The sequence below is a fragment of the Embleya scabrispora DSM 41855 genome (assembly GCF_000372745.1).
GTDB lineage: Bacteria > Actinomycetota > Actinomycetes > Streptomycetales > Streptomycetaceae > Embleya > Embleya scabrispora.
This window is the reverse complement of sequence record NZ_KB889666.1, coordinates 13696-37270: the sequence shown is the minus strand read 5'-3', so window position 1 is coordinate 37270 and position 23575 is coordinate 13696. Positions and strand designations below refer to the sequence as shown.

General features: G+C 69.7%; 13 protein-coding genes and 1 pseudogene. 6 read left to right on the top strand and 8 right to left on the bottom strand.

Translation table 11 applies throughout. The features are described from left to right. The first annotated feature begins 816 nt into the window (after positions 1-816). The gene (locus A3IC_RS62460) at positions 817-3060 is read left to right on the top strand and encodes an ATP-binding SpoIIE family protein phosphatase (protein WP_020551891.1); all 2244 of its coding nucleotides are present in this window, start codon (positions 817-819) and stop codon (positions 3058-3060) included. A 126-nt stretch (positions 3061-3186) separates the two neighbouring features. On the opposite strand, the gene A3IC_RS55515 is transcribed toward A3IC_RS62460, so the two are convergent. The 3 genes from A3IC_RS55515 to A3IC_RS55510 form a co-directional block, all read right to left on the bottom strand. After that, a complete protein-coding gene (locus A3IC_RS55515) occupies positions 3187-3810 on the bottom strand; it encodes a transposase (RefSeq protein ID WP_020551890.1) in 624 nt (207 codons plus the stop codon). 187 nt (positions 3811-3997) lie between these two features. Next, on the bottom strand, positions 3998-4321 hold the full coding sequence (locus A3IC_RS0120320) for a hypothetical protein (protein WP_158696025.1): 324 nt from the start codon (positions 4319-4321) through the stop codon (positions 3998-4000). Between the two features lie 123 nt (positions 4322-4444). Then, positions 4445-4945 carry an SRPBCC family protein gene (locus A3IC_RS55510; protein ID WP_020551887.1) on the bottom strand — a complete coding sequence of 167 codons (501 nt, stop codon included), beginning with the start codon at positions 4943-4945 and terminating at the stop codon, positions 4445-4447. Positions 4946-5731: 786 nt separating this feature from the next. Between A3IC_RS55510 and A3IC_RS55505 the strand changes: the two genes are divergently transcribed. Continuing rightward, a complete protein-coding gene (locus A3IC_RS55505; RefSeq protein ID WP_020551886.1) occupies positions 5732-7993 on the top strand; it encodes an arylsulfatase in 2262 nt (753 codons plus the stop codon). A gap of 374 nt (positions 7994-8367) precedes the next feature. On the opposite strand, the gene A3IC_RS0120305 is transcribed toward A3IC_RS55505, so the two are convergent. Genes A3IC_RS0120305 through A3IC_RS0120290 form a run of 4 tightly spaced genes read right to left on the bottom strand, consistent with a single transcriptional unit; the run spans position 8368 to position 20824 of the window. Further along, positions 8368-9276 carry a pyridoxal-phosphate dependent enzyme gene (locus A3IC_RS0120305; protein WP_205354388.1) on the bottom strand — a complete coding sequence of 303 codons (909 nt, stop codon included), beginning with the start codon at positions 9274-9276 and terminating at the stop codon, positions 8368-8370. Between the two features lie 13 nt (positions 9277-9289). Beyond that, the gene (locus A3IC_RS0120300; protein WP_106668954.1) at positions 9290-16270 is read right to left on the bottom strand and encodes a non-ribosomal peptide synthetase/MFS transporter; all 6981 of its coding nucleotides are present in this window, start codon (positions 16268-16270) and stop codon (positions 9290-9292) included. Between the two features lie 17 nt (positions 16271-16287). Then, positions 16288-17319 carry an aldo/keto reductase gene (locus A3IC_RS0120295; protein ID WP_205354387.1) on the bottom strand — a complete coding sequence of 344 codons (1032 nt, stop codon included), beginning with the start codon at positions 17317-17319 and terminating at the stop codon, positions 16288-16290. Then, complete coding sequence (locus tag A3IC_RS0120290; RefSeq protein WP_205354386.1) at positions 17312-20824, bottom strand: non-ribosomal peptide synthetase; 3513 nt, start codon at positions 20822-20824, stop codon at positions 17312-17314. The genes A3IC_RS0120295 and A3IC_RS0120290 overlap by 8 nt, the downstream gene beginning before the upstream one ends. Here A3IC_RS0120290 and A3IC_RS0120285 point away from each other — a divergent pair. The 3 genes and pseudogenes from A3IC_RS0120285 to A3IC_RS71155 all read left to right on the top strand — a co-directional run. After that, positions 20811-21611 (top strand): hypothetical protein, encoded by an 801-nt coding sequence (locus tag A3IC_RS0120285; protein ID WP_020551881.1) that lies wholly within the window; start codon positions 20811-20813, stop codon positions 21609-21611. The genes A3IC_RS0120290 and A3IC_RS0120285 overlap by 14 nt on opposite strands. Next, positions 21608-22717 (top strand): o-succinylbenzoate synthase, encoded by a 1110-nt coding sequence (menC, locus tag A3IC_RS0120280; protein ID WP_020551880.1) that lies wholly within the window; start codon positions 21608-21610, stop codon positions 22715-22717. Before A3IC_RS0120285 ends, menC begins: the two co-directional genes overlap by 4 nt. An 87-nt stretch (positions 22718-22804) precedes the next feature. After that, positions 22805-22942: pseudogene (locus tag A3IC_RS71155) on the top strand (ATP-dependent DNA ligase); the annotation flags it as partial. 247 nt (positions 22943-23189) lie between these two features. Here the strand turns inward: A3IC_RS71155 and A3IC_RS0120275 are convergent. After that, positions 23190-23321 carry a hypothetical protein gene (locus A3IC_RS0120275; protein WP_020551879.1) on the bottom strand — a complete coding sequence of 44 codons (132 nt, stop codon included), beginning with the start codon at positions 23319-23321 and terminating at the stop codon, positions 23190-23192. A 96-nt stretch (positions 23322-23417) separates the two neighbouring features. On the opposite strand from A3IC_RS0120275, the gene A3IC_RS72585 reads away from it, so the two are divergent. Then, the gene (locus A3IC_RS72585; RefSeq protein ID WP_281174499.1) at positions 23418-23543 is read left to right on the top strand and encodes a hypothetical protein; all 126 of its coding nucleotides are present in this window, start codon (positions 23418-23420) and stop codon (positions 23541-23543) included. Positions 23544-23575: the final 32 nt, after the last annotated feature.

The following is a 23575-nucleotide window of genomic DNA, read 5'->3' as shown; positions in this document are numbered from 1 at the left end:
ACACTTCGGGATCTGTCCAGGTCAGAGCCTATGTGAGGCGGTTTCTGGTTTATCCGTGACGGCTCGGGCGATACCGAGTATCGGCGATTTCCGCGCCGGCAAGTGGCGGCGGCGGGCGACGGCGTGGCGGCGTCTGCGCCAAGTGGACCAGTGGGGGATGTGGGAGAGTCGGCGGTGCGTCGGGGGCGCGTTCAGAGCTGCCAGGAGTCGCCTGATCTCCGCACGGTGAGCGGGACGACATCGGGTTGGGGTCGGTTCCCTCCTTTCCGCGGCGTCGGTCGCGAGGGCGGCGAGGAACGTGTGGGCGAGCATCGACGACGTGACGTGCCGGTACCAGCCCGGTAGCGGCGGACCTCGCTCCGGCCTGGGCCTGTCCATAGTCCAAGCCATCGTCCACGCCCACGCCGCCCGGATCACCACCACCGCCAACCACCATGGCGGCCTCGCCATAGCCATAGCCCCCACTCCAAAAAGCCCACGGAGACAACCCCCACTCGTATCCGAAAGCGAAACCGGCACGAGCGGCTTGGTCGTTGATGCGGTCGCCGGGTCGACGGTCCCCGACCGTGCGCAATGCCGGCGGGAGGCCCCGCGGCGTCCGGGTCCTCCCGCGGTCGAGGAGAAGGATCCCGGCCTGCTCGACGATCATCCGGGGCCGAGGTTCAGAGAGTTCGACACAGCCCGCCTCGGCGGCTCCGACAATGCTTGCGGCGCTCTGATCCTGCTTGTCTATAATGGAATTAATATGGGGAAATGAACTAATATTTATGCAGGAAATAGGAGCGGCTTCCGTTTACCCAAGCGACGGTAGGTCTCATGGACCGGGAACTGTTTGCCCAGCCGCCTTACGGCGTCATCGACCCGGGGACGCGCCAGGGCGGGCTGGTCGCGTCCGCGCTGCTGGACGTGTACCACCGGCTGCGAGCGAGCACCTGTGCCGCCTATCTCCCGACGGAAAGCCGTCGGACACTGGCCGCGTCCATGATCGTGGACTCTCCCCTGGGTTTCGGCATTCCGTCCGGATTCGACATCGACGACCTGTCGTGGCCGACGACACGGTCGTATCGGACGGGGAAACTGGTGGTCTTCGACGAGGTCGACGTATGGGAGGGGGTGCGTCGATCGCCGCATCGGTTCCCGACCAACATCACCTTCTCCATGGCGGTCGCCTCTGCGCCGATACGAACCTCACGGAACCGGTTCGGGACCATCGGCATACGTCTGGTACCGCCGAGGTCGGTCACGACCGAGGAGCGGGAGTACATGCAGGCGGTCGCCGACCGGCTGGCCGCCGACCTCGAGGAGTTGACCGGGGGAGAAGAGGCCGTCACGGCTCCCGCCGTTCCGGTGTTCATCCCCGCGGAACCGGAGCCCGCCGCAGGCCACCCGGACTTTGAGCCGAGGCTGCTGGAGGCCGTGGCGTCGGCGGCGGTCCGCAGCAGCCACCTGTACCAGATCCAGCGGCTTGCCAGGGAGCTGACCGGTGCGGCGCAGGTCTCCGACATTCTCGCACTCGCCCAGACCAGGGTTGTCCAGGCCTTCGGCGGCAGGGCCTCGGCGCTGTCCGTCGTCGAGGGGGAGCGGTTGCACGTGGCGGGGGCCGCCGGTCTGCCCCGCGATGCGGTCCGCGACATCGAGGGGACGCCGCTGTCCCGGCGCACTCCGGAGACCGACACGGTCGCCACGGCCAGGGCCAGGATCTTCGGCTCGGGCGAAGAGGTGGAGCGTGCCTATCCGGGCGTCACCGTGCATCCCGGCGAGGGAGCGCGCGGATACTTCCCCCTGCCGCACGGCGGCCGGGCGATGGGTTGCTACACCATCGAGTTCGCCGGCTCACGGAAGCCGTTGTCCGCCACGGAAACCATGCTTTTGAGCCTCTTGTTGGAGCAGGTGGCCCAGTCCCTGGCCCGCGCCCGGTCGCAGGAGGTCGAGCACGCCCTCACCCGCAGGATCCAGCACACCCTGCTGCCCGGGAGCCCGCCGCACATTCCCGAAGCCGTCACCACCGCCCGGTACTTCTCCGCGACCGAGGGCGTGGCGGTGGGCGGTGACTGGTACGACGTGCTCAACCTGCCCGACGGAAGTATCGGGCTCGTGATCGGCGACGTGGAGGGCCACAACCTGGCCGCCGCAGCGGTGATGGGCCAACTGCGCAGCGTCGTACGGGCGTACGCCGCGGAGGGGCATGATCCCGCCGTCGTGCTGGAGCGGAGCAACAGCGTGCTGTCGGGCCTGGACGCCAACCTGTTCGCGACGTGCTGCTGCATGTGGGTCGACGTGGCGGCCGGCACCGCCACCATCGCGAGCGCGGGGCACCCGGGACCCCTGGTCGGTGACGGCCCCGACGTGGCGCAGCCGCAACTCGCGGTCGGGCCGCCGCTGGGGGTCGACACGCGGGCCGTCTACCGGGACACGGCGATCGATCTGCGCCCGGGATCGGTGGTGGCACTGTTCACCGACGGCCTGCTGGAGGAACGCCGGTTGGGCTTCGACAACGCGGTCGTGCGACTGACCGGTCTACTCGCCGACAAGGGCGGCGAAGACCTCGAAGTGCTGGCCGACGCCATGGTCCACGCCGGCTCGGCGCGGGAGGCCGGCGGCGATGACGCAGCCCTTGTCCTGATGCGGTTCGAAGGCGCGCGGCCGCACGAGACGGCGCGCGTCGCCCGCATGTCGGTGCAACGGCACGACCTGCTCGGGGTCGCCCAGACCCGTCGCTTCCTGCGGGACGTGCTGCGGCGGTGGTCGCTGCTGCCCATGCTCGACGACCTGGAGGTACTGGTCTCCGAGGTCGTGACCAACGCGCTCATCCACGCCCACAGCGAGGTGGACCTGAGACTGCGTGCCTATCCGCACCGGATCCGGGTGGAGGTGCGCGACAGCGATCCGTATCCCCCCGTACCGACCACGCTGCTCCAGGACGACGCACGCAACGTGGAGGCCGAGTCGGGACGAGGCTTGCTGATCGTCGACGCCCTCGCCACGGCCTGGGGCAGCTCGCCCGCGGGACGGGGCAAGACGACCTGGTTCGAGATCGGCATGCGCGCGGACGGGCTGTAGGCACCGGAATCCGTCCCGGCGGGGCGCCGGCCGCAGTGACCCGGATGCTGATCGGAAAATCAATGCTCAGCCGGGCAGGCGGCAGCATCCGGGCCGCTCGCGGACCGGACGTCGGGGTGAGGTCGGTCAGGCGGCCGTGGGTTCGGGGGTGACCTGGTGGCCGAGGGCCTGGAGCCGGCGGACGAGGTCGCGGGTCTTGCGGGCGGGGTTGAGATGCCGTTGGTGCCAGTCGGAGCCGAGTTCCCGGTAGGAGGCGTCCGGGTCGTTGATCAGGTGCCAGACGATGAGGAGTATCGAGCGGGCGACGGCGACCAGGGCTTTGGCGTGCCCGCGGCGTTTGACGATGCGCCGGTAGCGGGCGCCGAGGAAGGTGTCGGTGCGGGCGGCGGCGTTGGCGGCCTTGCCGAGGGCGCCCTTGAGCCACGGGCCCCGCCCGGCCGGGTCTGCGGTGTTCTTCGCTCCGGACCGGATCGTGCGGGGGCACAACTTGGCCCAGGACACCAGGTGTTCGGGGGTGGGGGAGCGGCTCGTGTCCGCGCCGATCTCGGCGAGGATGATCTGCGTGGTGGCCGGGCCGACGCCGGGAACGGCGTCCGGCTTCTCGGCCGGGGCGCGGGCGCCCGTGCCGGCGGCGGACGGGTCTGCTGACGGGCGGTCGTGCGGGGTGGTGATCTCTTCCAGCGTGTGGGCGATGAGCCGGTCGTGTTCCCGGATCTGTGCGGTGAGGTGGTTGACGGTGCCGAGCAACACCCGCAGCGGCCGGGCGTGGTGGTCCTGGAACTGCCCGGTCAGGCCCTCGATGAGGGCCGGCTTCTTCTTGACCAGGCTGCCCTTGGCGAGGTCTGCGAGGGTGCGCGGGTTGCGTTCGCCGGCGCTGCGTGCGTGTGCTTGGTCTCGGCTCCGGGCGTTGCCAGGTAGGGCCCGGGCCGGGCTTCACTCAGTCGTCGGCGTCGAGTAGCCAACACAGTTCGATCTCGAGCCATTGGCTTTCGCTCTGCCAGGCGTCCAGAGCGGTCACCAGCCGCCGACTCAGGGCACCGACTGTCAGGGTGCGCCAGGAACAGCACCCGAGAAACTCGAGGAGCACGTCGATTCGCTCGTCGTGCCGCGTTACGGGCACCGTCTCGGTCGCCACGTGACCGTCGACGGCCGCGAGCGCGCGACGGCTCACCATCTCGGGGGTAAGCCCGCGCCACCCGTAGGGACCGAGAGTTCGTATGACCGCGCGCACGCGCACATCGTCCAGGGAAGCCTGCTGCACCTTACGAAGATCTCCCTCTGTGGAAACCTCAAAAAACGAGCCTTGCAGCGCAACGTCGGCGGTCTGCTCGACGAGCCCCCCGAGAAGAATCTTTGCACCTTATGCCGGACTCGGCGCCGGCCGTTATGACCCGGGCCACAGCCGCGCCGCTCGGCCGTCGCCGGGGCGGCGTTGTCCGGACCGTGCCCGCGAGCGCGGCGCGTTTCGGCTCTCTGCGTGCAGTCGGACCGAGCGCAGGACGTGCCATTGCATGAGCTTGACGAGCGGGCGGCTCGCCCACAGCAGCGGAACGGCGGGTACGGCGGCTTGGGCGGCGAGGGTCCAGACGAGACGGGTGCCGCCCGGAGCGGGTTCGATGGCCCGGTCCTCCGCCACGTGGCGCAGGCCAGGGAGGGAGGTGCCCACGGCGCTGAAGGTGTAGCGGTTGTTCTCCTCCCAGCGGAAGAACCGCTCGCGTACGGTGAGCAGCCGCAGCAGCGTGACCTCTCGGGTCGTGCCCGGGCCGGACGGTGGGTCGGGGTGCCAGACGAGAGCGGTGAAGACCAGAGTCCATGTGACCAGCGCATCGCCGGTGATGATCTCCCAGATGCGGGCAGGCGGCGCATCGATGTCAACGGAGTCCACGCACCGGAAAGGCGCGGACTTCAAAAAAATGTCTCCACATTCGGTGAGTGGATGCCAGTTTCCAAACATGAAAGGCAACCTCCACACGCCGGACGGCGGTAAATCGCCGCATTCCCGAGACATCTCCTCATGGGGGCTTCGATGCGAAATCGTTCGAATTTCTTCGGAATGAAGGCCGAGTAGAAGTGTCACCCGGGAGACCCGCACCGTTCGGCGGGCGCAACACCCGGCGCCGCCATACCAATCCGGTTCGGGGCCCTGCAGCGGGCACGTACTCGTCGTCGAGGATGAGTCGCCCTGCGCAACTGCCCAGGATGGATGCCAGGGCTGCGTGCCCCATTGTCCGGCCGCCTCTCGAGAACGGCACGCTGAACGCACTGGGAATTACCCGGAATAGCGGGCGGGAAACACCCTTCATGCGCAAGTGGCATCCGCCCTCGGCCGTACCTAGGATGAATCTTGTGCGATGCGCACAAGGGTGGTGCCCGAAATCCCTTCAACGGTGGGTCGCGTACCCGAAGATGCCGTGCCTCATCTCGCGACCCGGTGCCGCTCGAGTGAAGCACGGGACCTCGATTCCACTACACGCATTTCCGTGGGCGTCTCCTGGTCTCCGCGTTGAGTTCGGCAATGTCCTGGAACTCGTGCCGGACAGCGATGTACACGCATGGGATCGATCAGAAGGAGGACGGGCGCCATGCCTGTTAACGAGTACAAGCAGGGCAGCGCGTTTCCCGGAGTGATCGGCGGACGACCGAGGAGTCCAGCCCGGCCTGGCCGGAGCCGATGCGCGCCGTTCCGGGTGCGCCGAACGTGTTGTTCATCGTCCTGGACGACACCGGGTACGGGCAGTTCGGCTGCTATGGCAGCCCGATACAGACCCCGAACCTGGACAGGCTCGCCAAAGGCGGCCTGCTGTACAACAACATGCACACCACGGCCCTGTGTTCGCCGTCCCGATCGTGCATCATGACCGGCCGCAATCATCATGCCAACGGCGTGGCGGCGGTCACGGAGATGGCCACCGGTTTTCCCGGTTACAACGGCAACATCCCCTTCGAGAACGGTTTCCTGTCGGAGATGCTGCTGCAACACGGATACAACACCTACATGCTCGGCAAGTGGCACCTGATGCCCTCGGAGCAGGAGTCGCCGGCAGGACCGTACGACCGCTGGCCGCTGGGGCGCGGCTTCGAGCGGTTCTACGGATTCCTCGGCGGCGACACCAACCAGTGGTATCCGGACCTGGTCTACGACAACCACCGGATCGACCCCCCCGCTTCACCGGAACAGGGCTACCACTTGACCGTGGACATGGCGGACAAGGCGATGGCGTTCATCGCCGACTCCAAGCAGGTCGCCCCCGACAAGCCGTTCTTCATGAACTTCTCCACCGGTGCCACCCACGCCCCGCACCACGTGCCGAAGGAATGGGCCGACCGCTACCGCGGGCGGTTCGACGACGGCTGGGACGCGTACCGGGAGAAGACCTTCGCCAACCAGAAGCGGCTCGGAGTGGCACCACCCGACGCCGAGCTTTCCCGGCACGACCCGGACGTGCCGCAATGGGACTCCCTCCCAGCCGAAAGCCGGCGCCTGGCGGCACGCATGATGGAGGTCTACGCGGGCTTCCTGTCCCACACCGACCACCAGATCGGCCGCCTGATCGACTTCCTCGCCGAGACGGGTGAACTCGACAACACACTGATCATGGTCGTCTCCGACAACGGCGCCAGTCCGGAGGGCGGCGCCACCGGCACCGCCAACGAGGCGCAGTTCTTCAACAACGCGCCCGAGCCGATCGAGGACAGCCTCAAAGCGATCGACGACCTCGGCGGCCCCACGACGTTCAACCATTACCCGTGGGGCTGGACCTGGGCGGGCAACACTCCCTTCCGGCGCTGGAAGAGGGAGACCTACCGAGGCGGCGCGAGCGACCCGTTCCTGGTCCACTGGCCGCGCGGAATCAAGGCACGGGGAGAGGTGCGCACCCAGTACGCCCACCTCATCGACATGCTCCCGACCGTGCTGGACGTCCTCGGGGTCGAGCCGCCCGAGACCATCAAGGGTGTCACCCAATCACCGCTCCAAGGCGTCAGCTTCGCCCACACCTTCGACGACGTGTCCGCGCCCGGTCGCCACCGGACCCAGTACTTCGAGATGCTGGGCCACCGTGCCATCGACCACGACGGATGGCGCGCGGTGTGCCCGTGGCCCGGTCCCTCGTTCACGGAATCGGACCAGCCGTTCGGCACTCCCATCACCTCCGAGACGCTCTCCGCGCTGGATGCCCACAACTGGGAGCTCTACCACGTCGACGAGGATTTCGCCGAGACCCGCGACATCGCCGCCGACCACCGCGACAAGCTGATCGAGATGATCTCCCTGTGGTACGTGGAGGCGGGGAAGTACGGAGTACTGCCCATCGACAGCAACACCCTCGCGCGCATGATGGTCGAACGCCCCCAGATCACCAAAGCCCGCGACTCCTTCACCTTCCGGCCCGGCACTCAGACCCTTCCGGCGTCGGTTTCCCCCAGGGTGCTCAACCGCCCCCACAGCATCACCGCCGATGTGGAGATCCCCGCCGACGGCGCCGAAGGCGTGCTGATGAGCCAGGGCACCAGCGCCGGCGGCTGGGCCCTCTACCTCAAGGACGGCAGGCTGCACTACACGCACAACTACGTCCGCCGCACTTGGGACACCGTCACCTCCGAGGGCCCGGTACCCGAAGGCCACCACGAGCTGCGGTTCGAATTCGAGCCCACCGGCAAGCCCGACCTCGCCGGCGGCAAGGGCACGCCGTGCCGCGCCCAGCTGTACATCGACCGCCAACTCGTCGGCGCCAAGGACTTTCCGGTCACCACACCCATCATGTTCAACCCCGGCGGCGTCACCTGCGGAGCCAACCCCGGACCGCCGGTGACCCCCGAATACACTTCACCCTTCCGCTTCACCGGCACGCTGCACACCGTGACCATCGACGTGTCGGGCGAACTCATCACCGATGCGGAGAGCGAGATGCGCATGCATCTGGCCCGTCAGTAGACCCGATCGAATCGATCCTCACGCCCGAAAGCGGGCTGGTTGGCGATCGACCAACTGCGGCGCCGAGCGCCTCCGGGGCCTCCCGCCGGCGATGACGACTTGGCGGCGCACGGTGTGGCCCGGGTAAAACCATGGCGGTACGGACGGGGCGGGGATCGTGTTCGCGGACGAGTCCGCGCTGTCGTTGCTGCCCCGGTCCGCGCGACATGGGCTCCGCAGGGGTCGCACCCCGAGTGCGGGTGCCGCGTGGGCGGCGTCGCGGACCCGGCCCGGGACGTGGGGCGCCGGGCCGGATCCGTCAGGCTTTCCCGCGGCCCGAACTCATCGGCTGCCCGGAGCTGCGACGCCGACGACGGTGCCCTTTGAACGCCCACTCAGCGGCCGGTCAGCAGGACGATCTGGTTCCCGCTGACCGTAGTGGTTTCGGCGTGGGCCAGCAGGCCGGCGAGCGCGGCCGAGCCCGCCGCGGTGGGGTGAACTCCGTAGCGGCCCAGCAGGGCCTGGGCGGCGAGTAGTTCGTCGTCGTCCGCGGCGTGCGCCGCGCCGCTCGAGTCGGCTATCGCGGTCAGGGCCTCGGGGCCGTGCAGGGCGTGCCAGTTGACCAGGGGCTCGTTGTGCTCCGTCGTGACGACGTCGTGGCTCGGCAGGGTGCGGTAAGGGCCCGGCCAGCTCGTCACGATCGGGTTGTTGCCGGAGGAGCCGACGGCGTGGAGGGTCACCGGCCAGGTCAGGAGGCGGGCTTGGCGGTGGGCGGCGACGGTCGTCGTGCCGTTGCCGACCGGGATCCAGAGGTGCGCCGGAGCGCCGCCCAGTTCTCGGTGCAGGGCGTGGACGACATGTCCGTGGCCCTCCAGGATCGCGTCCTTGCAGGGACCGTCGACATTGCCGTCGAGAGCCCCCAACGTGTGGGCCAGGCGGTGGGATTCGTCCACGGCATCCTCGTAACCGCCGTGGACGAGACGGATGTCGGCCCCGACGGTCGCGGCGGCGCCGCCGCCGTCGCTCCATTCGGCGGGCAGCACCACGGTGCACCGCAGGCCCGCCGCCGCGCACGCCGTCGCCATCGCCCGCCCGTAACTGCCGCACGATCCCACCACGATCCGGTCGTGTCCTTCGGCGACGGCGCGGGCCACGACCGCGCGGGCGGCGGGTTCCTTGTGACTGCCGGAGGCGTAGCGGGTCTCGTCCTTGAGGAAGACGCGGACGCCCGGCAGAAGGCCGTCCGCGACGATCAATGGGGTCAGGTACGGATCGGTGGGCGCGACGGAAATCGGAGGCAACAAGGAGATGGTTCCTTCACCGGGTGCGGGCGGAGAGCAGTTCGTCGGCTTCGCGCTGCAGGTCGTCGCGCGTGCCGATCTCGGCGGGCGGTATCGCGTCGGGTAGTTCGTCCTCGATCAGCCGCAGCCGGTCGTCGAACCAGCCGCGGACGGACCAGGCCAGTTGCAGCAGTCCGCTGACGACGATCAGCAGGGCGAGGCCCCGTCCCGGGCCTTCGGATTCGAGCAGTGGCTGGACGAATCGTTCGGCCAGGGGCCCGACGACGAGGTAGCCCAGCGGCATCGTCAGCATCATCAGGGCGATGAACAGGGACAGGACGCGGCCCTGCAGTTCGAACCCGACCTTGCTCTGCACGATCGCGATCCAATGACCTTCGGCGAGGGATTCGCCGAAGCCAACGAGGAACATCCCGGCGATGATCAGGGCCGGAACGGTGGAGATTCCGACCAGGATCATCGCGAAACTGCCGATGGCCATCGAGAGGAGCATTCCGTGACTGCGCCGGGCGGTACCGCCCCACAGGCCCATCAGGACGCTGCCGAAGAGCCCGCCGACGCCGCCGGCACCCAGCGCCAGACCCAGCACCGAGTCCGACTGCTCGGCCAGCAGCATCGGTGTGATGACGGCGAAGCCCACGGTGTAGAAGACGTGGTCGACGACGAAGAACCGGAGCGCGGCGCGCAGGCCGGGTCGGCGGGTGATGTAGCGCCAGCCGTTGCGGATCTCCGTACCGAAGGTTTCCTCACGTACGCGGAACATGAGGTTCGGGAAGCGGACGAGAAGCAGGGTGAGTGCCCCGATCGCGAAGGTGCCCGTGTCGAGGAGGAGCACGCCGTCGATGCCGATCGGGTCGATGAGGGCGGCACCGAGCATGGGTGAGAACACCAGCCCGGCGCCGACCCCGAGTTGCCCGATTCCGGCGGCGTGGCCGAGGTAGCGCTTGGGTACGAGCTGCGCGACCGCCGCGAGATAGGCTGGCCGCTGGAACGCGCCGGCCACCGACGTCACCGACACGACCAGACAGACGTGCCACAGACGCAGGCCGTCGCCGTGCATGAGGACGACCAGGGCCGCCATCGAGAGTCCGGCCGTGGTGTCGCTCGCGAGCATCACCTTGCGGCGGTCCCACCGGTCGGCGACGGCCCCGGCGACCGGCCCCACGAGGATGCCGGGGAGCAGTCCGATCGCGCTCACCACCGCGAAGGAGGTGAGCGAGCCGGTCCGGTCGAGCACCCAGATGCTCAGTACCAGTGTGCTCAGCCCGCTGCCCATCATCGACAGGAGCTGACCCAACGCGACCAGCGCGAACTTGCGCAGATCGGGTGCGGTTCCCGGCGCCGGGGTTTGTACCTCGGTGGGCGGCCGGCCGGTGGGCTCGGTGGGCGACTGCGGGGCGCCGGAGACGACGGCGGCCACCAATGCCTCCGCGAGCGGCTCCGCGTGGCTCTTGAGGAAGAAGTGCCCCGCGCGCGGCAGCACGACCAGGCCCAGGTCGCCCTCGGTGAAGTGCCGCCATTCCCGGTGGCGTTCCTGATAGTGCTCGGTGACCCGGTCGCGGGCGCCGACGACCGTGAGCACCGGAGCCTTCAGCGGGCGGTACGTCTGCCGGTACGCGGCCGTGAAGTACTCCTCCGCGTCGCGGGCGTCGTGCCGGACGTTGCGGAGTACGAAGGCCTCCTGCTCCTCGTCGTCCAGATCGGTGAAACCACCGCGCGCGCGGAGGTAGGCCAGGTATTCGCGGTCGGAGGTGAAGCGGTCCACCGGCACGTGCCGGTAGATCCAGTCGAAGAATCGTCCCGGCAGCCGGGCGGTCGGGAATCCCGCCCCGAGCGCGACCCCGGCGAGCGGCACGCCCGCGGCCTCGGCGCGCCGTGCCACCTCCACGGTGAGCGCGACGCCGAGGCAGTGTCCGTAGAGGAGGACCGGGCCGTCGATCGTTCGCATTTCGTCAACGATGCGGTCGGCGACGACGGCGATCGGCTCCGGTTCCTCGTCGGGTCTGGATCGGTCGTGGCCGGGCAACTCCACTGCCCGCAGCGCCCAGTTCGTCGGAAGCGCGTCGGCGAGCGGCTGATAGGCGACGGCGCTGCCACCGGAGTAGGGCACCGCGACGACGGTGTGCCCGCCGGTCGCCGGGTCGGCGTCCGTGGCGGTGAGCCGTTGCAGCAGCCGCTGCTCGGCGGGCCCGGCCTCCGACCGCGCGCCCAAATGTACGGCCAGTCGACGGATGGTGGCGTGTTGGTAGAACTCGACCAGGCTGGGCGCCGGTTCGAGGCGACGGACGACCTTGAGAGCCGAGAACGAGTCGCCACCGAGGGCGAAGAAGCTGTCGTCGATGCCGGGTTCGGGAACCCCGAGGACCTCCGCCCAGATCGCCGCGATCCGCTTCTCGGTGTCGGTCCGAGCGAGTGTCACGGCGACCTCGGGCCCCGTCCCGGCCGGGGCGGGCAGTGCGCGCCGGTCCAGTTTCCCGTTCGGCGTCAACGGAAGTGCGGGCAGCGTGAGGATACGCGTGGGAACCATGTGCGCGGGCAGACCGGCGGCGAGCATCTCGCGGTAGGCGGCCTCGTCGGCATCCGCCCCGTCGCGGGTCACCACGTAGCCGATGAGCCGGCTGATGCCGCCGGTCGGCCGGTGTGCGGCCACGGCGCACGCCGCCACGTTCGCCGGCGTGCCGAGGCGGGCCTCGATCTCGCCGAGCTCGATCCGGTATCCGTTGATCTTGACCTGGTCGTCGAGCCTGCCGAGGAAGTCGACCGTGCCGTCGAGGTGGAACCGGGCCGAGTCGCCGGTGCGGTACATCCGGGCGCCGGGTGCGGTGACGAACGGATCGGACACGAATCGCTCGGCGGTCAGCTCGGGCCGGTCGTGATAGCCGGGTACGACGCCGAGCCCGCCCAGATACAGCTCGCCGACCACACCCGCCGGAACCGGCCGGCGATGCGCGTCGAGGACGTAGACCCGGTTGTTCGGGAAGGGCCGTCCGATCGGCAACGGCGCGTCGTCGGGGAGGTGTTCGACCGAGCCTTCGAAAAGCACGTTGTCGACGGTGGCCTCGGTGACACCATACGAATTGACCACGCGGTTGTCCGGGCCGACGAGGCGTTTCGCCAGTTCGTACTCCTTGACGTGCCACTTCTCGCCGCCGCCGATCAGCAGGCGGACGAACGACAGATCCGCCCCGCTGCTCTCGGTGTGGTCGAGGAGCGCGCGCAGCACCGCGGGCACGAGTTCGGTGCAGTTGACGTTCTCGGTGTTCATCAGCGCGTGGAGATCGGCGGGGTCGAGCAGTGTCTCGCGCGGGGCGACCACCAGTCGGCCGCCGCTGAGATGCGCCCGGAGCGTTTCGCCCACGAACATGTCGAAGGAGAAGCTGGCCGCCTGCAGGTAGGTCCACTCCGGGCGCAGCCGGTACGCCTGCTGCCACATGCCGGCGGCGTGGACGAGGTTGCCGTGTGTGACGACAACTCCCTTGGGCTTGCCGGTGGATCCCGAGGTGTAGATGACATACGCCGGATCGTCGGCCGAGTTGCACAGGGGCGGATCGCCGTCGTCCTCGGGAAGTCCTTCGAGAGGTCCTTCGGGGAATCCCCCGAGGAGTCCTTCGGGCGGTCCTTCAGGGAGTCCTCCGGCGAGGTAGTCGCGGTTGATCACGACCGTCGGCGCGCTGTCGGCCAGCATGTGGTCCAGCCGGTCGCGAGGGTAGGCCGGATCCAGCGGCACGTAGGCACCGCCCGACTTGAGCACCGCCCACATCGCGGTGAAGAGTTCGACGCCGCGATCCAGGTTGATCGCCACCCGGTGGCCCGGCCGGACTCCCTCCCGACGCAGTCTTCGGGCGAGCCTGTTGGCCCGGCGGTTCAACTCCCCGTAGCCGAGGGTGTCGCCGCCGACGGTGAGCGCGGGCGCGTCGGGCGTGGCCGCGGCGTGGCGTTCGAACAGCTGGTGTACGGCGGTGGCATCCGGTATCGGGGCGACGATGTCGTTCCAGTCGTGCACGATGCGGCGGCGCTCGCCGTCGGTGAGCATCGGCAGCCGGGTGACCGGCGTGCTCGTCCCGCCGGTCGCCGCGGTGGCCCCGGTCCCGCCGGTCGCCGCGTCGAGCAGGGTCAGCAGGTGGTCGAGGAACGCCTCGACGCGTGCGCCGTCGAAGAGTTCGGCGGCGTAGTCGGCATTCAGCACCGCGCCGTCGGCGGGGAAGTCGAGGCCGATCGCCAGGTCGACCATGGTCGCGGCCGGTGCCAGCTCGCCGGCGTAGAGCATGATCGGGTCGTCGGATGCCGGGGTGTTGTGCACGGTCAGCATGACCGGGCTCAGGCGCTTGGCACCACCGGGCCGCGCCAGGGCGTCCACCAGATCGGGCAGCGCGAGTTGCCCGCGGTCGAGGTCGCCCAGGACGGCGTCCCGCACTCGCGCGACGAGTTCGGCGAACGACGGATCGCCGGACACGTCGCCGCGCAGCGGCAGGACGTTCAACGCGGGGCCGATGAACGAGGCCGACTCACCGGTGGACCGCCCGGCCACCGGTGCCAGCACGGTGACGTCGGTGCGTCCGGTGTACCGGTGCAGTACGACCTGGAGCCCGGCCAGGACCACCATGAACAGGCTTGCCCGCTGTTCGCCGGCGTAGGAACGCAGCCGGTCCAGCAGGTCGGGATCGAGGGGGCGGCTGATGCGGCCGGCGGCGTACGAGGGGGTGGCCGGGCGAGGCCGGTCGGTGGGCAGCTCCGAATCGAGATCGGCGCCGTCGAATCGCTCCCGCCAGTACGAGACGAGTGACGCGTCGCCCTTCGCTTCGGCGCTGCGGGCGGCGAGGTCGGGCACGGGGGCGGCCGGCGGCAGACCGGGGACGGTGGCCGGGTCCGCATCTTCGCGCATGGCCCGGTACAGGGCGGCGAGTTCCTGCCCCAGCACACCCGCCGACCATCCGTCGAAGGCGAGGTGATGCACGATCACGACGAGTTCGTCGCCGTTCAGGAAGGCGTGTGCGACCGGGCCGTCCCGGAAGTCGATGCCGGCGCGATCCGGCTCGCCGAGCGTCAGCGGGATCTGTGCCGCAGGCGCGACGACCATACTCGGCTCGGTGCCGTCGTCGGGGAAGCGCGCTCGCAACAGCGGGTGCCTGCGGGACAGTTCCGCGAGCGCCGTGGTCAACGCCGCGACGTCGACCGGTTCTGCCCAGCGATACTTGATGCCCAGCGTGTACACGGGCAGATCGGCGCAGAGTTGCTCGGCGATCCAGTAGTCGCGTTGCATCGGGCTCAGCTTGTGCGGGACCCCCTCGGCGAGCGTGCCGGTGGGAGGATCGGTCTTCGCGCCCGTCGTCCCCTTCGCGCCGTCGATCAGCCCGGCGAGCGCGGCGACGGTCGGATCCGCGTACCACCGGGTGAGGGTCAGCTCCGCGCCGTGCCGCAGCCGTAGGGCGGCGATGAGGCGTACGGCGTCCAGGGAATCGCCGCCGAGGGTGAGGAAATCGTCCCCCGCGCTCGTGACGGGGACGCCGAGGACCTCCCCCATCAGCGTGCCCGCGCTCCGTTCGGCCGCCGTACGGGCGATGTCCGGAGCGTGCTGCTGCGGCGCCTTCGCGGCGAGGGCCGCCTTGTCGATCTTTCCTTGCGGGTTCAGGGGAAACCGTGGGTGCGCGATCAGGGCGGCGGGAACGAGGTGGGCGGGTACGAGGTCGGCGAGGGCGGCGCGTACCGTGGTGAGGTCGGTCGTGGCGTCGGTGACGACGTGGCCGATCAGCCTGGCGCGGCCGGTGTGCTCGTCGACCAGGACCACGGCGTCGGTGATGTTGTCGAGCGTGCGGAGCGTCGCCTCGACCTCGGCCGGTTCGACCCGGTGGCCCCGGATCTTCACCTGGTTGTCGAGCCGTCCCAGGAACTCGAGTTGCCCGTCGGCGGACCGGCGGACCCGGTCGCCGGTGCGGTATTCGCGGCCCCGGCCGGGGGTCGTGACGAACCGCTCGGCGGTCAGCTCGGGGCGGTTCAGGTAGCCGTCGACCACGCCGATGCCGCCGATCAGCAGCTCGTCGTCGTCGCCGATCCGGCAGGTCACGCCCGGGTGCGGGAGGCCGATCGGGACCACGTCCCCCGACCACTCGGTCACGTCTGCGGCCGTGGCGCCCACGGTGGTCTCGGTGGGGCCGTACGTGTTGAACAGCCGGGCGGCGCCGCCCACCGCGGCCTGCCAGCGGCGTACCGCGTCCGGCCGCGCGGTCTCGCCACCGATGATCACGCACCGCACGGCGGCCGGGAGCGCGGTCTCGCCCCGATCCAGGGCCGCGACCAGCTGATGCCAGTACGCGGTCGGCAGGTCCAGGACGGTGATCCCGAGCGCGTCGCAGCGTTCGAAGAACAGGTCCGGTCTGCTGATCATGTCGTCGTCGCGCAGGACCAGGGTGGCACCCCGGAGCAGTGGGCAGAAGATTTCCTCGACGCTGGTGTCGAAGCTCAGCGAGGCGAACTGTAGGATCCGGTCGCCTTCCGCGAAGGCGAACCGGTCCGCGAAGACCTCCGTGAAATCGCGGAGTTGCCGACGGCCGACCAGGACGCCCTTCGGCCGGCCCGTCGAACCGGAGGTGAAGATGACATACGCGGGATCCCGCCTGCGCACGCTCTCGTCCAGTGCCAGCACGCCGTCGGCCGTGATCAGCGCGCGGGGCCGGGTCTCCTCGATCATCAGGTCCAGGCGGGCCGCCGGATAGACCGGGTCGAGCGGTACGTACCCGGCTCCGGCGCGCAGGACCGCGAGGATGGCCACGATGGCGTCCCGGCCACGCGGTAGCGGGATTCCGACGAGATCGCCCGGACGAACGCCTGCGTCGGCCAGTCGGTCCGCCAGGTCGGCGACCAGGTCGAACAGGGTCTCGTAGTCCAGTTCGCCGTGCGCGTCGACCAGTGCCGTCGCGTGCGGTGTCCGGACGGCCTGCGTGGCCAGGGACGACCAGACGTCGCCGTCGACTGTGGAGGGCGACGTGTCATGGGTTGGGGTCACCCGGGTCTCCTCGGTTTTCACATCGACCAGTGCGTCGGCCGCCGGTCCCAGCGGTGGGCGCGCAGGGCTTCGAGTAGGTCCGGCGGCAGCGGATCCGATCCGGACACGCGCAGGTTCGAGCGCACGTGCTCGGGGCGGCGCATGCCCGGGATGACCACGGAGACGGCGGGGTGGTGCAGTGCGAATCGCAGCGCCAGTTCCGGCAGGGTCCGGCCGGCGGGGACCAGGCCCCGCAGCGCGTCGACGCGTTCGACGGTGGGTGGCAGGTTCTCCGGTCCGAAGTAGACGGCTCGCCAGTCCTCGGGTGGGAACACGGTGTCGGCGCTCAGGTTCCCGGTCAGGGAACCCTCGTCGAAGGGGACCCTGGCGATGATCGCGATGTCTTCCTCGATCGCGCGGGGGAACAGCTCGTCCTCGGGGGCCTGGTCGAAGATGTTGTAGATGACCTGGATCGAGTCGACCAGCCCGGTGTCGAGCGCGGCGAAGCAGTTCGTCGGCTCCCAGCGGTTGACGCTGATGCCGAATCCGTCGATCAGATCCCGCTCCTTGAGCAGGGTGACGGCCTTCCGCCAGGCGGGATCCGCGGCCCAGCGGTCCTCCCAGACGTGGAACTGCAGGAGGTCGATCCTGTCGACGCCGAGGTTGTCCAGGCTGCGGCGCGTGTAGTCGAGGATGTGATCGAGGGGGAAGACGTCCTCGAGGGTGTCCTGCGGGCGCGGGGGCCATTCGCGGTTGAGCGGGGGAACCTTGGTGGCCAGCCGTATTCCGGAGCCGGGCCGGCGGTCGCGCAGTTCGCCGAGCAGGGACTCGGACTTGCCGCGCCCGTAGACCCAGGCCGTGTCGAAGAACGTACATCCCATGTCCACGGCGAGGTCGAGGGCGTTGGGGGCGATGTCGTAGTCCCATCCGGTGAATCCGCCCGGACCGCCGCCGATTCCCCACATCCCGTAGCCGACCTCGCCGACCTTCCAGCCGAGCCGTCCCATGGTGCGCTCTCGCATCGGCGTCTCTCGCTCGTCGGCGACCATCGCTCGCTCCTCGTCATGCACCGACGGGCTCCTTCGGGCGGGTGTTGGATGTGGTGAACAGGGCGGGGTTGTCCTGCAGGAGGTTTTCGAGCACCTCGCGCATGTCCGCCTCGTCGTCGCGGCGGCCGCCGGCGCGGTGTTCGACGATCGCGAGCAGCATGCCGAGCTCGGCGTCTCCGGCCGCTGCGGCGGTGCGCAGCCGGGACAGGAAACGCAGGCAGGAAACCCGCTCCGCGTGCGCGCCGGCCAGTTCGTCGAAGTGCACGCTGCCCGGGCTGAAGAGGTGCGCGGCACGTCCGTGCATCGCCGGATCCCGGATCGCTTCGCCGATGGCCCGTGCGATCGCGTCGACCGGGCTGTAGTCCGATCGGATCGTCGCCCGGGGCACCGATCCCAGCCGGTCGAAGGCGGTGAGCAGCAGATGGGTGAGCGCCGTCGGGTTGGGTGCTGCGAGGGCGTCGACGGCGGGCATGACCTCGCCCAGGCGCAGCACCGTCACGGGCAGGTCGACGGCGGCGTGTACGAGTTGCTCGGCCACCCACTTCGACAGGCTGTATCCGCTCGACGGTGGGGTCACGGTGGTGATGTCCACGTCTTCGGGTACGGGCCGGCCGTCGGCCAGCGCGTGGTCGTGCAGGACTCCGAGGGTCGAGATGTGGTGCAGGGGGACGCCGCCGGCTTCCCGGGCGAGGCGGATCATCTCCGCCGTGCCCAGCACGTTCGGCTCGCGGTGCGCGCGGTAGTCGTACAAGAGGTTGACCAGGGCGCCGCCGTGGACGATCAGGTCACACTCCTCGGCGAGCGAGCGCCGGCGGGTGTCCGTCAGCCCGAGTCCGGGTCGGGCCAGGTCCCCGGCGATCGCGGTGATCCGTCCGGCGTACCCGGTGTGGTCGAGCCCGCGCGCGGACAGGGCTTCAAGGAGACGTTCCCGCGCGTGGGAATCGTCCCTGCCGCGGGTCAGGCAGAGCACCGTCAGGTCGGTGTTTTCGAAGAGTTCGTGGAGCAGCCGCGTACCGACAAACCCCGTCGCGCCGGTGAGCAGCACCGTGCGCGGTGCCCGGCTTCGCCGCTCGTGGCGAGGTGCCGGCATCGCCACCAGGGCGGCGAGGTCGGCGGCGACCAACTCGGCCGAGGACGGTATGGGGTCGCGCCCGCGCCGTGCGATCAGCCGACGCAGACCGGTCGCCGTCGGATGATCGACCATGTCCCGGACCCCGATGTCCGTCCCGCACCGGTCGCTCAGCTCGACCACCGCCGCAACCGCCTGCAGTGAGTTTCCTCCCGCGGCGAAGAAGTCGTCGTCGGCTGCGAAGTCCGGGCGCCGCAGGGCGGTTCGGAGAATGGCCAGCACGGGATCGGCGCCGATGGCGGGGGGCGGGGAGTCGGGCTGTTCGACCCGCGGGGCCAGCTGCCGCCGGTCGATCTTTCCCGCCTCGGTCAGGGGCATCCCTTCGACGACCACGACGCGTCGCGGGATGCAGGCACGAGGCAGTCCGGCCCGCAGATGTGCGAGCACCGCCTCCTCGCTCGCCGTCCCGGTGATCACGAGCACCAGCTCACGACTCTCGGCGGACCCGGCGACCAGTGCGACGGCCTGCCGAACTCCCTTGCAGGCCAGGGACACGTTCTCGATCTCGCCCGGCTCGATGCGTACCCCGCCGATCTTCATCTGCTGGTCGACGCGTCCCGCGAAGTGAAAGCGACCCTCGGTGTCGAGGTGCCCGAGATCACCGGTGCGGTACATCCGGCCGAACGTGGGGGAAGCGAAGAAGCGCTGCGCGGTGCGGTGGGGCTCGCCGTGGTAGCCGGCCCCGACACAGGCGCCGCCGATGACGATCTCCCCGGTCGCTCCGGGCGGCAGGGGCCGCCCGTCGACATCGACGACGACGGCGACACAGTTGTCGATGGGCCGTCCCAGCGGGATGTCGTCGCCGTCCTCGGCGGTCACCTCGTGGAAGATCATGCCGATGGACGCCTCCGAGGGCCCGTACGCGTTGCTGACGCGCAGCCCCGGCAGCAACTCCCGCAGGGCCCGTACGTCCTGCGGATTGATCTGTTCGCCACCGACCACGAGGTGTCGCAGCGATCGCAGCCGCTCGACCGTCGCCGGTCGTCGTTCCAGCAGGGTCAGCAGCGCGCCCAGTACCGCCGGTACGAAGTCGGTGACGGTCACGCCGTGGGTGTCGATGAGGTCGATGGTGTGCTGCAGGTCGAGATGCTCTCCGGTGGTGGGCACCACCGTCGCGCCACCGGTGGTCAGCGGCCAAAACAGCTGCCAGAAAGCCGAATCGAACGTGTGCCGAGTGTTCTGCAGCACCACTTCGCGACCCGGTGGGGGTCCGAACCAGCGGTCCATGAACGCCAGCCGGTTCGCCAGGCCGCCGTGCAGGTTCACCGCGCACACGGGTGTTCCCGTGGTACCGGAGGTGTACACCCCGTAGACGACGTCGTGCGGCGCCGTGCGGGGCGGGTCGGGCGGGCCGTCCAAGGCGATGTCCTCGTCGGGCTCGGCGAGTTCGACTCGGATCGCCCGGTCGCGATGGGCGGCGGGGACGGCGGCGGGGTCGGCGCACAGCACCGCGGGGGCGTCGAGGAGATCGAGAGTGTGGGCGATCCGCTGTGGGGGCCAGCGGGGGTCGATCGGCACGTAGCCGATCCCGGCGATCATCGCGGCGGCCCACGACACCGGCAGAGCGAGGCCGTCCGCGACGAGAATGGGCAAGAATCCGTCGGTTCTCGGTGCCGCGGCGCGGATCCGGGCGGCCAGCGTGCCGGCGTGGGCGACGAACTGCCGGTAGGTCAGGGTTCCGTCGGCTGCGTACACCGCCACGGCGTCCGGAACGGAGCGGCAGACGGCCAGAATCCGTTCCGGGACGCTGCGGTAGGGGCCGTGGTCCACGCGTGTTCCGGCGAGCGGGCCGAGCACCGCCGACTCGGTGTCCCGGGACAGCGCGGCGACCTCATCGAGGTCCGGGTCCGGATCGGTGAGCACCGCGCCCAGCAGTTCGGTGTGCATCTCGGTGACCGCCGACGCGGCCCGCTCCCACACATCGCCGGGAGGAAATCGGAGTTCGAGCGACAGTCGATCGGGTGGCTCGATCCGTACGTACATGGTGGGCCCGACGGTGTCGTCGGACGCGTCGTGCGTGTGGACGGCGACAGCCGTCGGGTCGATCGCGGTCGCTGTGGGGACCAGATCCCGACTCAGCCGTCGGGCGACTTCCGCCAGTGTCCGGACCGCGGTGTCCGCTAAGGAGATGTCGGGCCTGAGAAGGACGAGACGCCGATGGCTCCGCCTGCCGAGGTTCATGGCCCCAACGGTCGTTGCCTCAGGGATATTTGACGTAACCGGAAGTTGGCATTCACCCGAAGGTGATCTTAACGATGATCGCGATTCGCCTACCGGGCACCGGAGTTGCCGACAATGGCGTGTTATGGACATCGGTGTTGCGGCAACCAGGGCACGAGCGAGCGCGACGAGCGCCGGCAAGAAATCCGGCGTACGGATCCGGATGTTGGATTCCACGGCCGACGGCCACACCTGTGCGCGTTTCCTCTGCGAGGTGTGGCAGACCGATCCGGACCGCCCGCCACTCGCCGGCGACGTCGTCAAGGCGATGGCGGACGCGGGGAGTTACGTGGTGGGTGCGTTCGACGAGGCGGACGGCGACGACCGGCTTCTCGGAGCGTGCGTCGGCCTGTGGAGCCCACCCGGCCGGCCGGGAATGCATAGCCACATCGCGGGCGTCCACGTCGCCGCCCGCGGACGCGAGGTCGGCTACGCGCTCAAGCTGGATCAGCGGGCGCACGCCCTGGAGCACGGCGTCGATCGCATCACCTGGACGTTCGACCCGCTCGTCGCCCGCAACGCCCACTTCAATCTGCACAAACTCGGCGGCACGACGAACACGTACCTGCCCGACTATTACGGACCCCTGTCGGACGGGCTCAACTCCGCCGACGAGTCGGATCGGCTGATGCTGCACTGGGATCTGCGCGCCGAGCGGGTCATGGCGGCATGCGACAAGGACACCGGGCCCGCGCCCGCGCCCACGCCCGCCGGGCCGACCCCACGGGCACTGCTGGACATCGACGGCGATCGGCCGGTGACTCGGCGGGCAGGGGACGCGACGGTCCTGGTCGCCGTACCACCCGACATCGACCTTCTCCGTGCCCGACGGCCGTCCGTCGCCCGTGACTGGCGCCTGGCCCTCCGGGACACCCTGGGCACCGTGTTGGCCGACGGCGGCCGGTTGGTCGACTTCGACCGGACGGCCTGCGGTTACGTGCTCACCCGAGGCGAGGGCCGATGAGGATCGAGCACGTCCGCCTTCGACGCATCTCCCTGCCCCTGATCACCCCCTTCCGCACGTCCCTGGGCATCGAATACGAGCGCTCGGCGCTGGTGGTGCAGGTGTTCACAGCGGACGCCGAGGGATGGGGCGAGTGCGTCGCCGGGGCCGAACCCGACTATTCCTCGGAGTACGTCGAGGGCGCCGAAGACGTCCTCCTGCGGCATCTGGTGCCCCCACTGCTGGCGGCCGAGTCCGTGACCGCTCGTACCCTGGCGCCCCTGGTCGCCGCGGTCAAAGGCCATCGCATGGCGAAGGCCGCACTCGAAATGGCGGTCCTGGACGCCGAACTGCGGTCCTACGGCAGGTCGTTCGCGGCCGGTCTGGGCGCCGTCGCCGACCGCGTCCCCAGCGGGGTATCGGTCGGAATCATGGACTCGCTGCCGGAGCTGATCGACGCCGTGGCAGGCTACCTGGCGCAGGGCTACCGACGGATCAAGCTCAAGATCGAACCCGGCTGGGACATCGCGCCGGTTCGCGCGGTCCGTGAGCGCTTCGGTGACGACACACTCCTACAGGTCGACGCAAACGCCGCCTACACGCGTGCCGACACCCGACACCTCGCCCGACTCGACTCCTTCGACCTCCAGTTGATCGAGCAACCGCTCGACGAAGAGGACCTGCTCGGACACGCCGCCCTCGCGCGGAGTCTGCACACCCCGATCTGTCTCGACGAATCCGTGGTCTCGGCCCGCTCGGCCGCCGACGCCATCGCGCTGGGCGCCTGCCACATCGTCAACGTCAAACCCGGGCGCGTCGGCGGCTACCTCGAGGCCCGTCGGATCCACGACGTCTGCGCCGCCTCCGGCATTCCGGTGTGGTGCGGCGGAATGCTCGAAACCGGGCTGGGTCGAGCCGGGAACGCGGCACTGGCCGCGCTGCCGAACTTCACGCTGCCGGGGGATATCTCGGCCTCGGACCGATACTTCGCCACCGACATCACCGAGCCTTTCGTCCTGCGGGACGGGCACCTGACAGTACCGACGGGTCCCGGCCTCGGTGTCACGCCGATCCCGGCGGTGCTGGACGAGGTCACCACGACGGTGAACGAACTACGCCGACGATGACCGGCAGGGAACGCCACACGCGGAGGCTGCGATTCCGGGGGAAACAGCGGGTTCGTGCGTGAGAGGTGGATGGTCCGGCTTAAGTAGGACCTCTTAGCGCCGGGTACGCAGTTGGGCGGAAGAGCGGTGGTGTTGGACGGGGAGGTGGTCGCCCTGGACAAGACGGGCCGGCCGGATTTCGGACGGCTGCAACGTCGGATGGGGATCGGCAACGCGGCCCGGGCACGGGCACAATGGGGCGTCGGCGACGGCCATGTGCGGGCGTGCTTGCGCCCGCCTGTGCGCTCGGCGCCAAGGCGGCCGCGAGGTCGTGGGGATATGCCGGGGAAATGCCTTGTCTGCGGACTTCTTCTCGGCTCTGCGCCCGGGTGATGGGGGCATCGGTCGGCACGGGGGTCGGCTGCTCCAGCGGCCCTGGAGCCGGTGAGTCACCGGCTCCAGGGACTCCGTGGGGTGCGCCCGAGGCTGTTGCTCAGAGCAGTCCGGCGCTGAGTTCGCCGAAGAGACGGCTCGCCGTGGGCGAGGTGAACCGGCGCTCCGGTTCCGCCCGAGCGATCTCCTTGCGGAACTCCCCTTCGTAGGTGGCGTCGCCGGCGTTGTGCATCAGTTCGGTGATCCAGGGGGACTGGCCGTCTCCATCGTCGCCTCCACCGGCGCCCGCCCCAGTCGAATGCCGCGGGATCAAACGCGCGAAGTGGCCGTGGACCGCACCGAGCGAATCGCCGCGACGACCATGGCACTCGCCTCGGCAGTCACCGGTCAGGACGTGGTGGACGTCGTCCACGAACACCTGCTGCCCTTGTTCGTGTGGGCTCCTGGCCGATGATGGGTTCGCTAATCTACTGGCTGTTAAGGTGG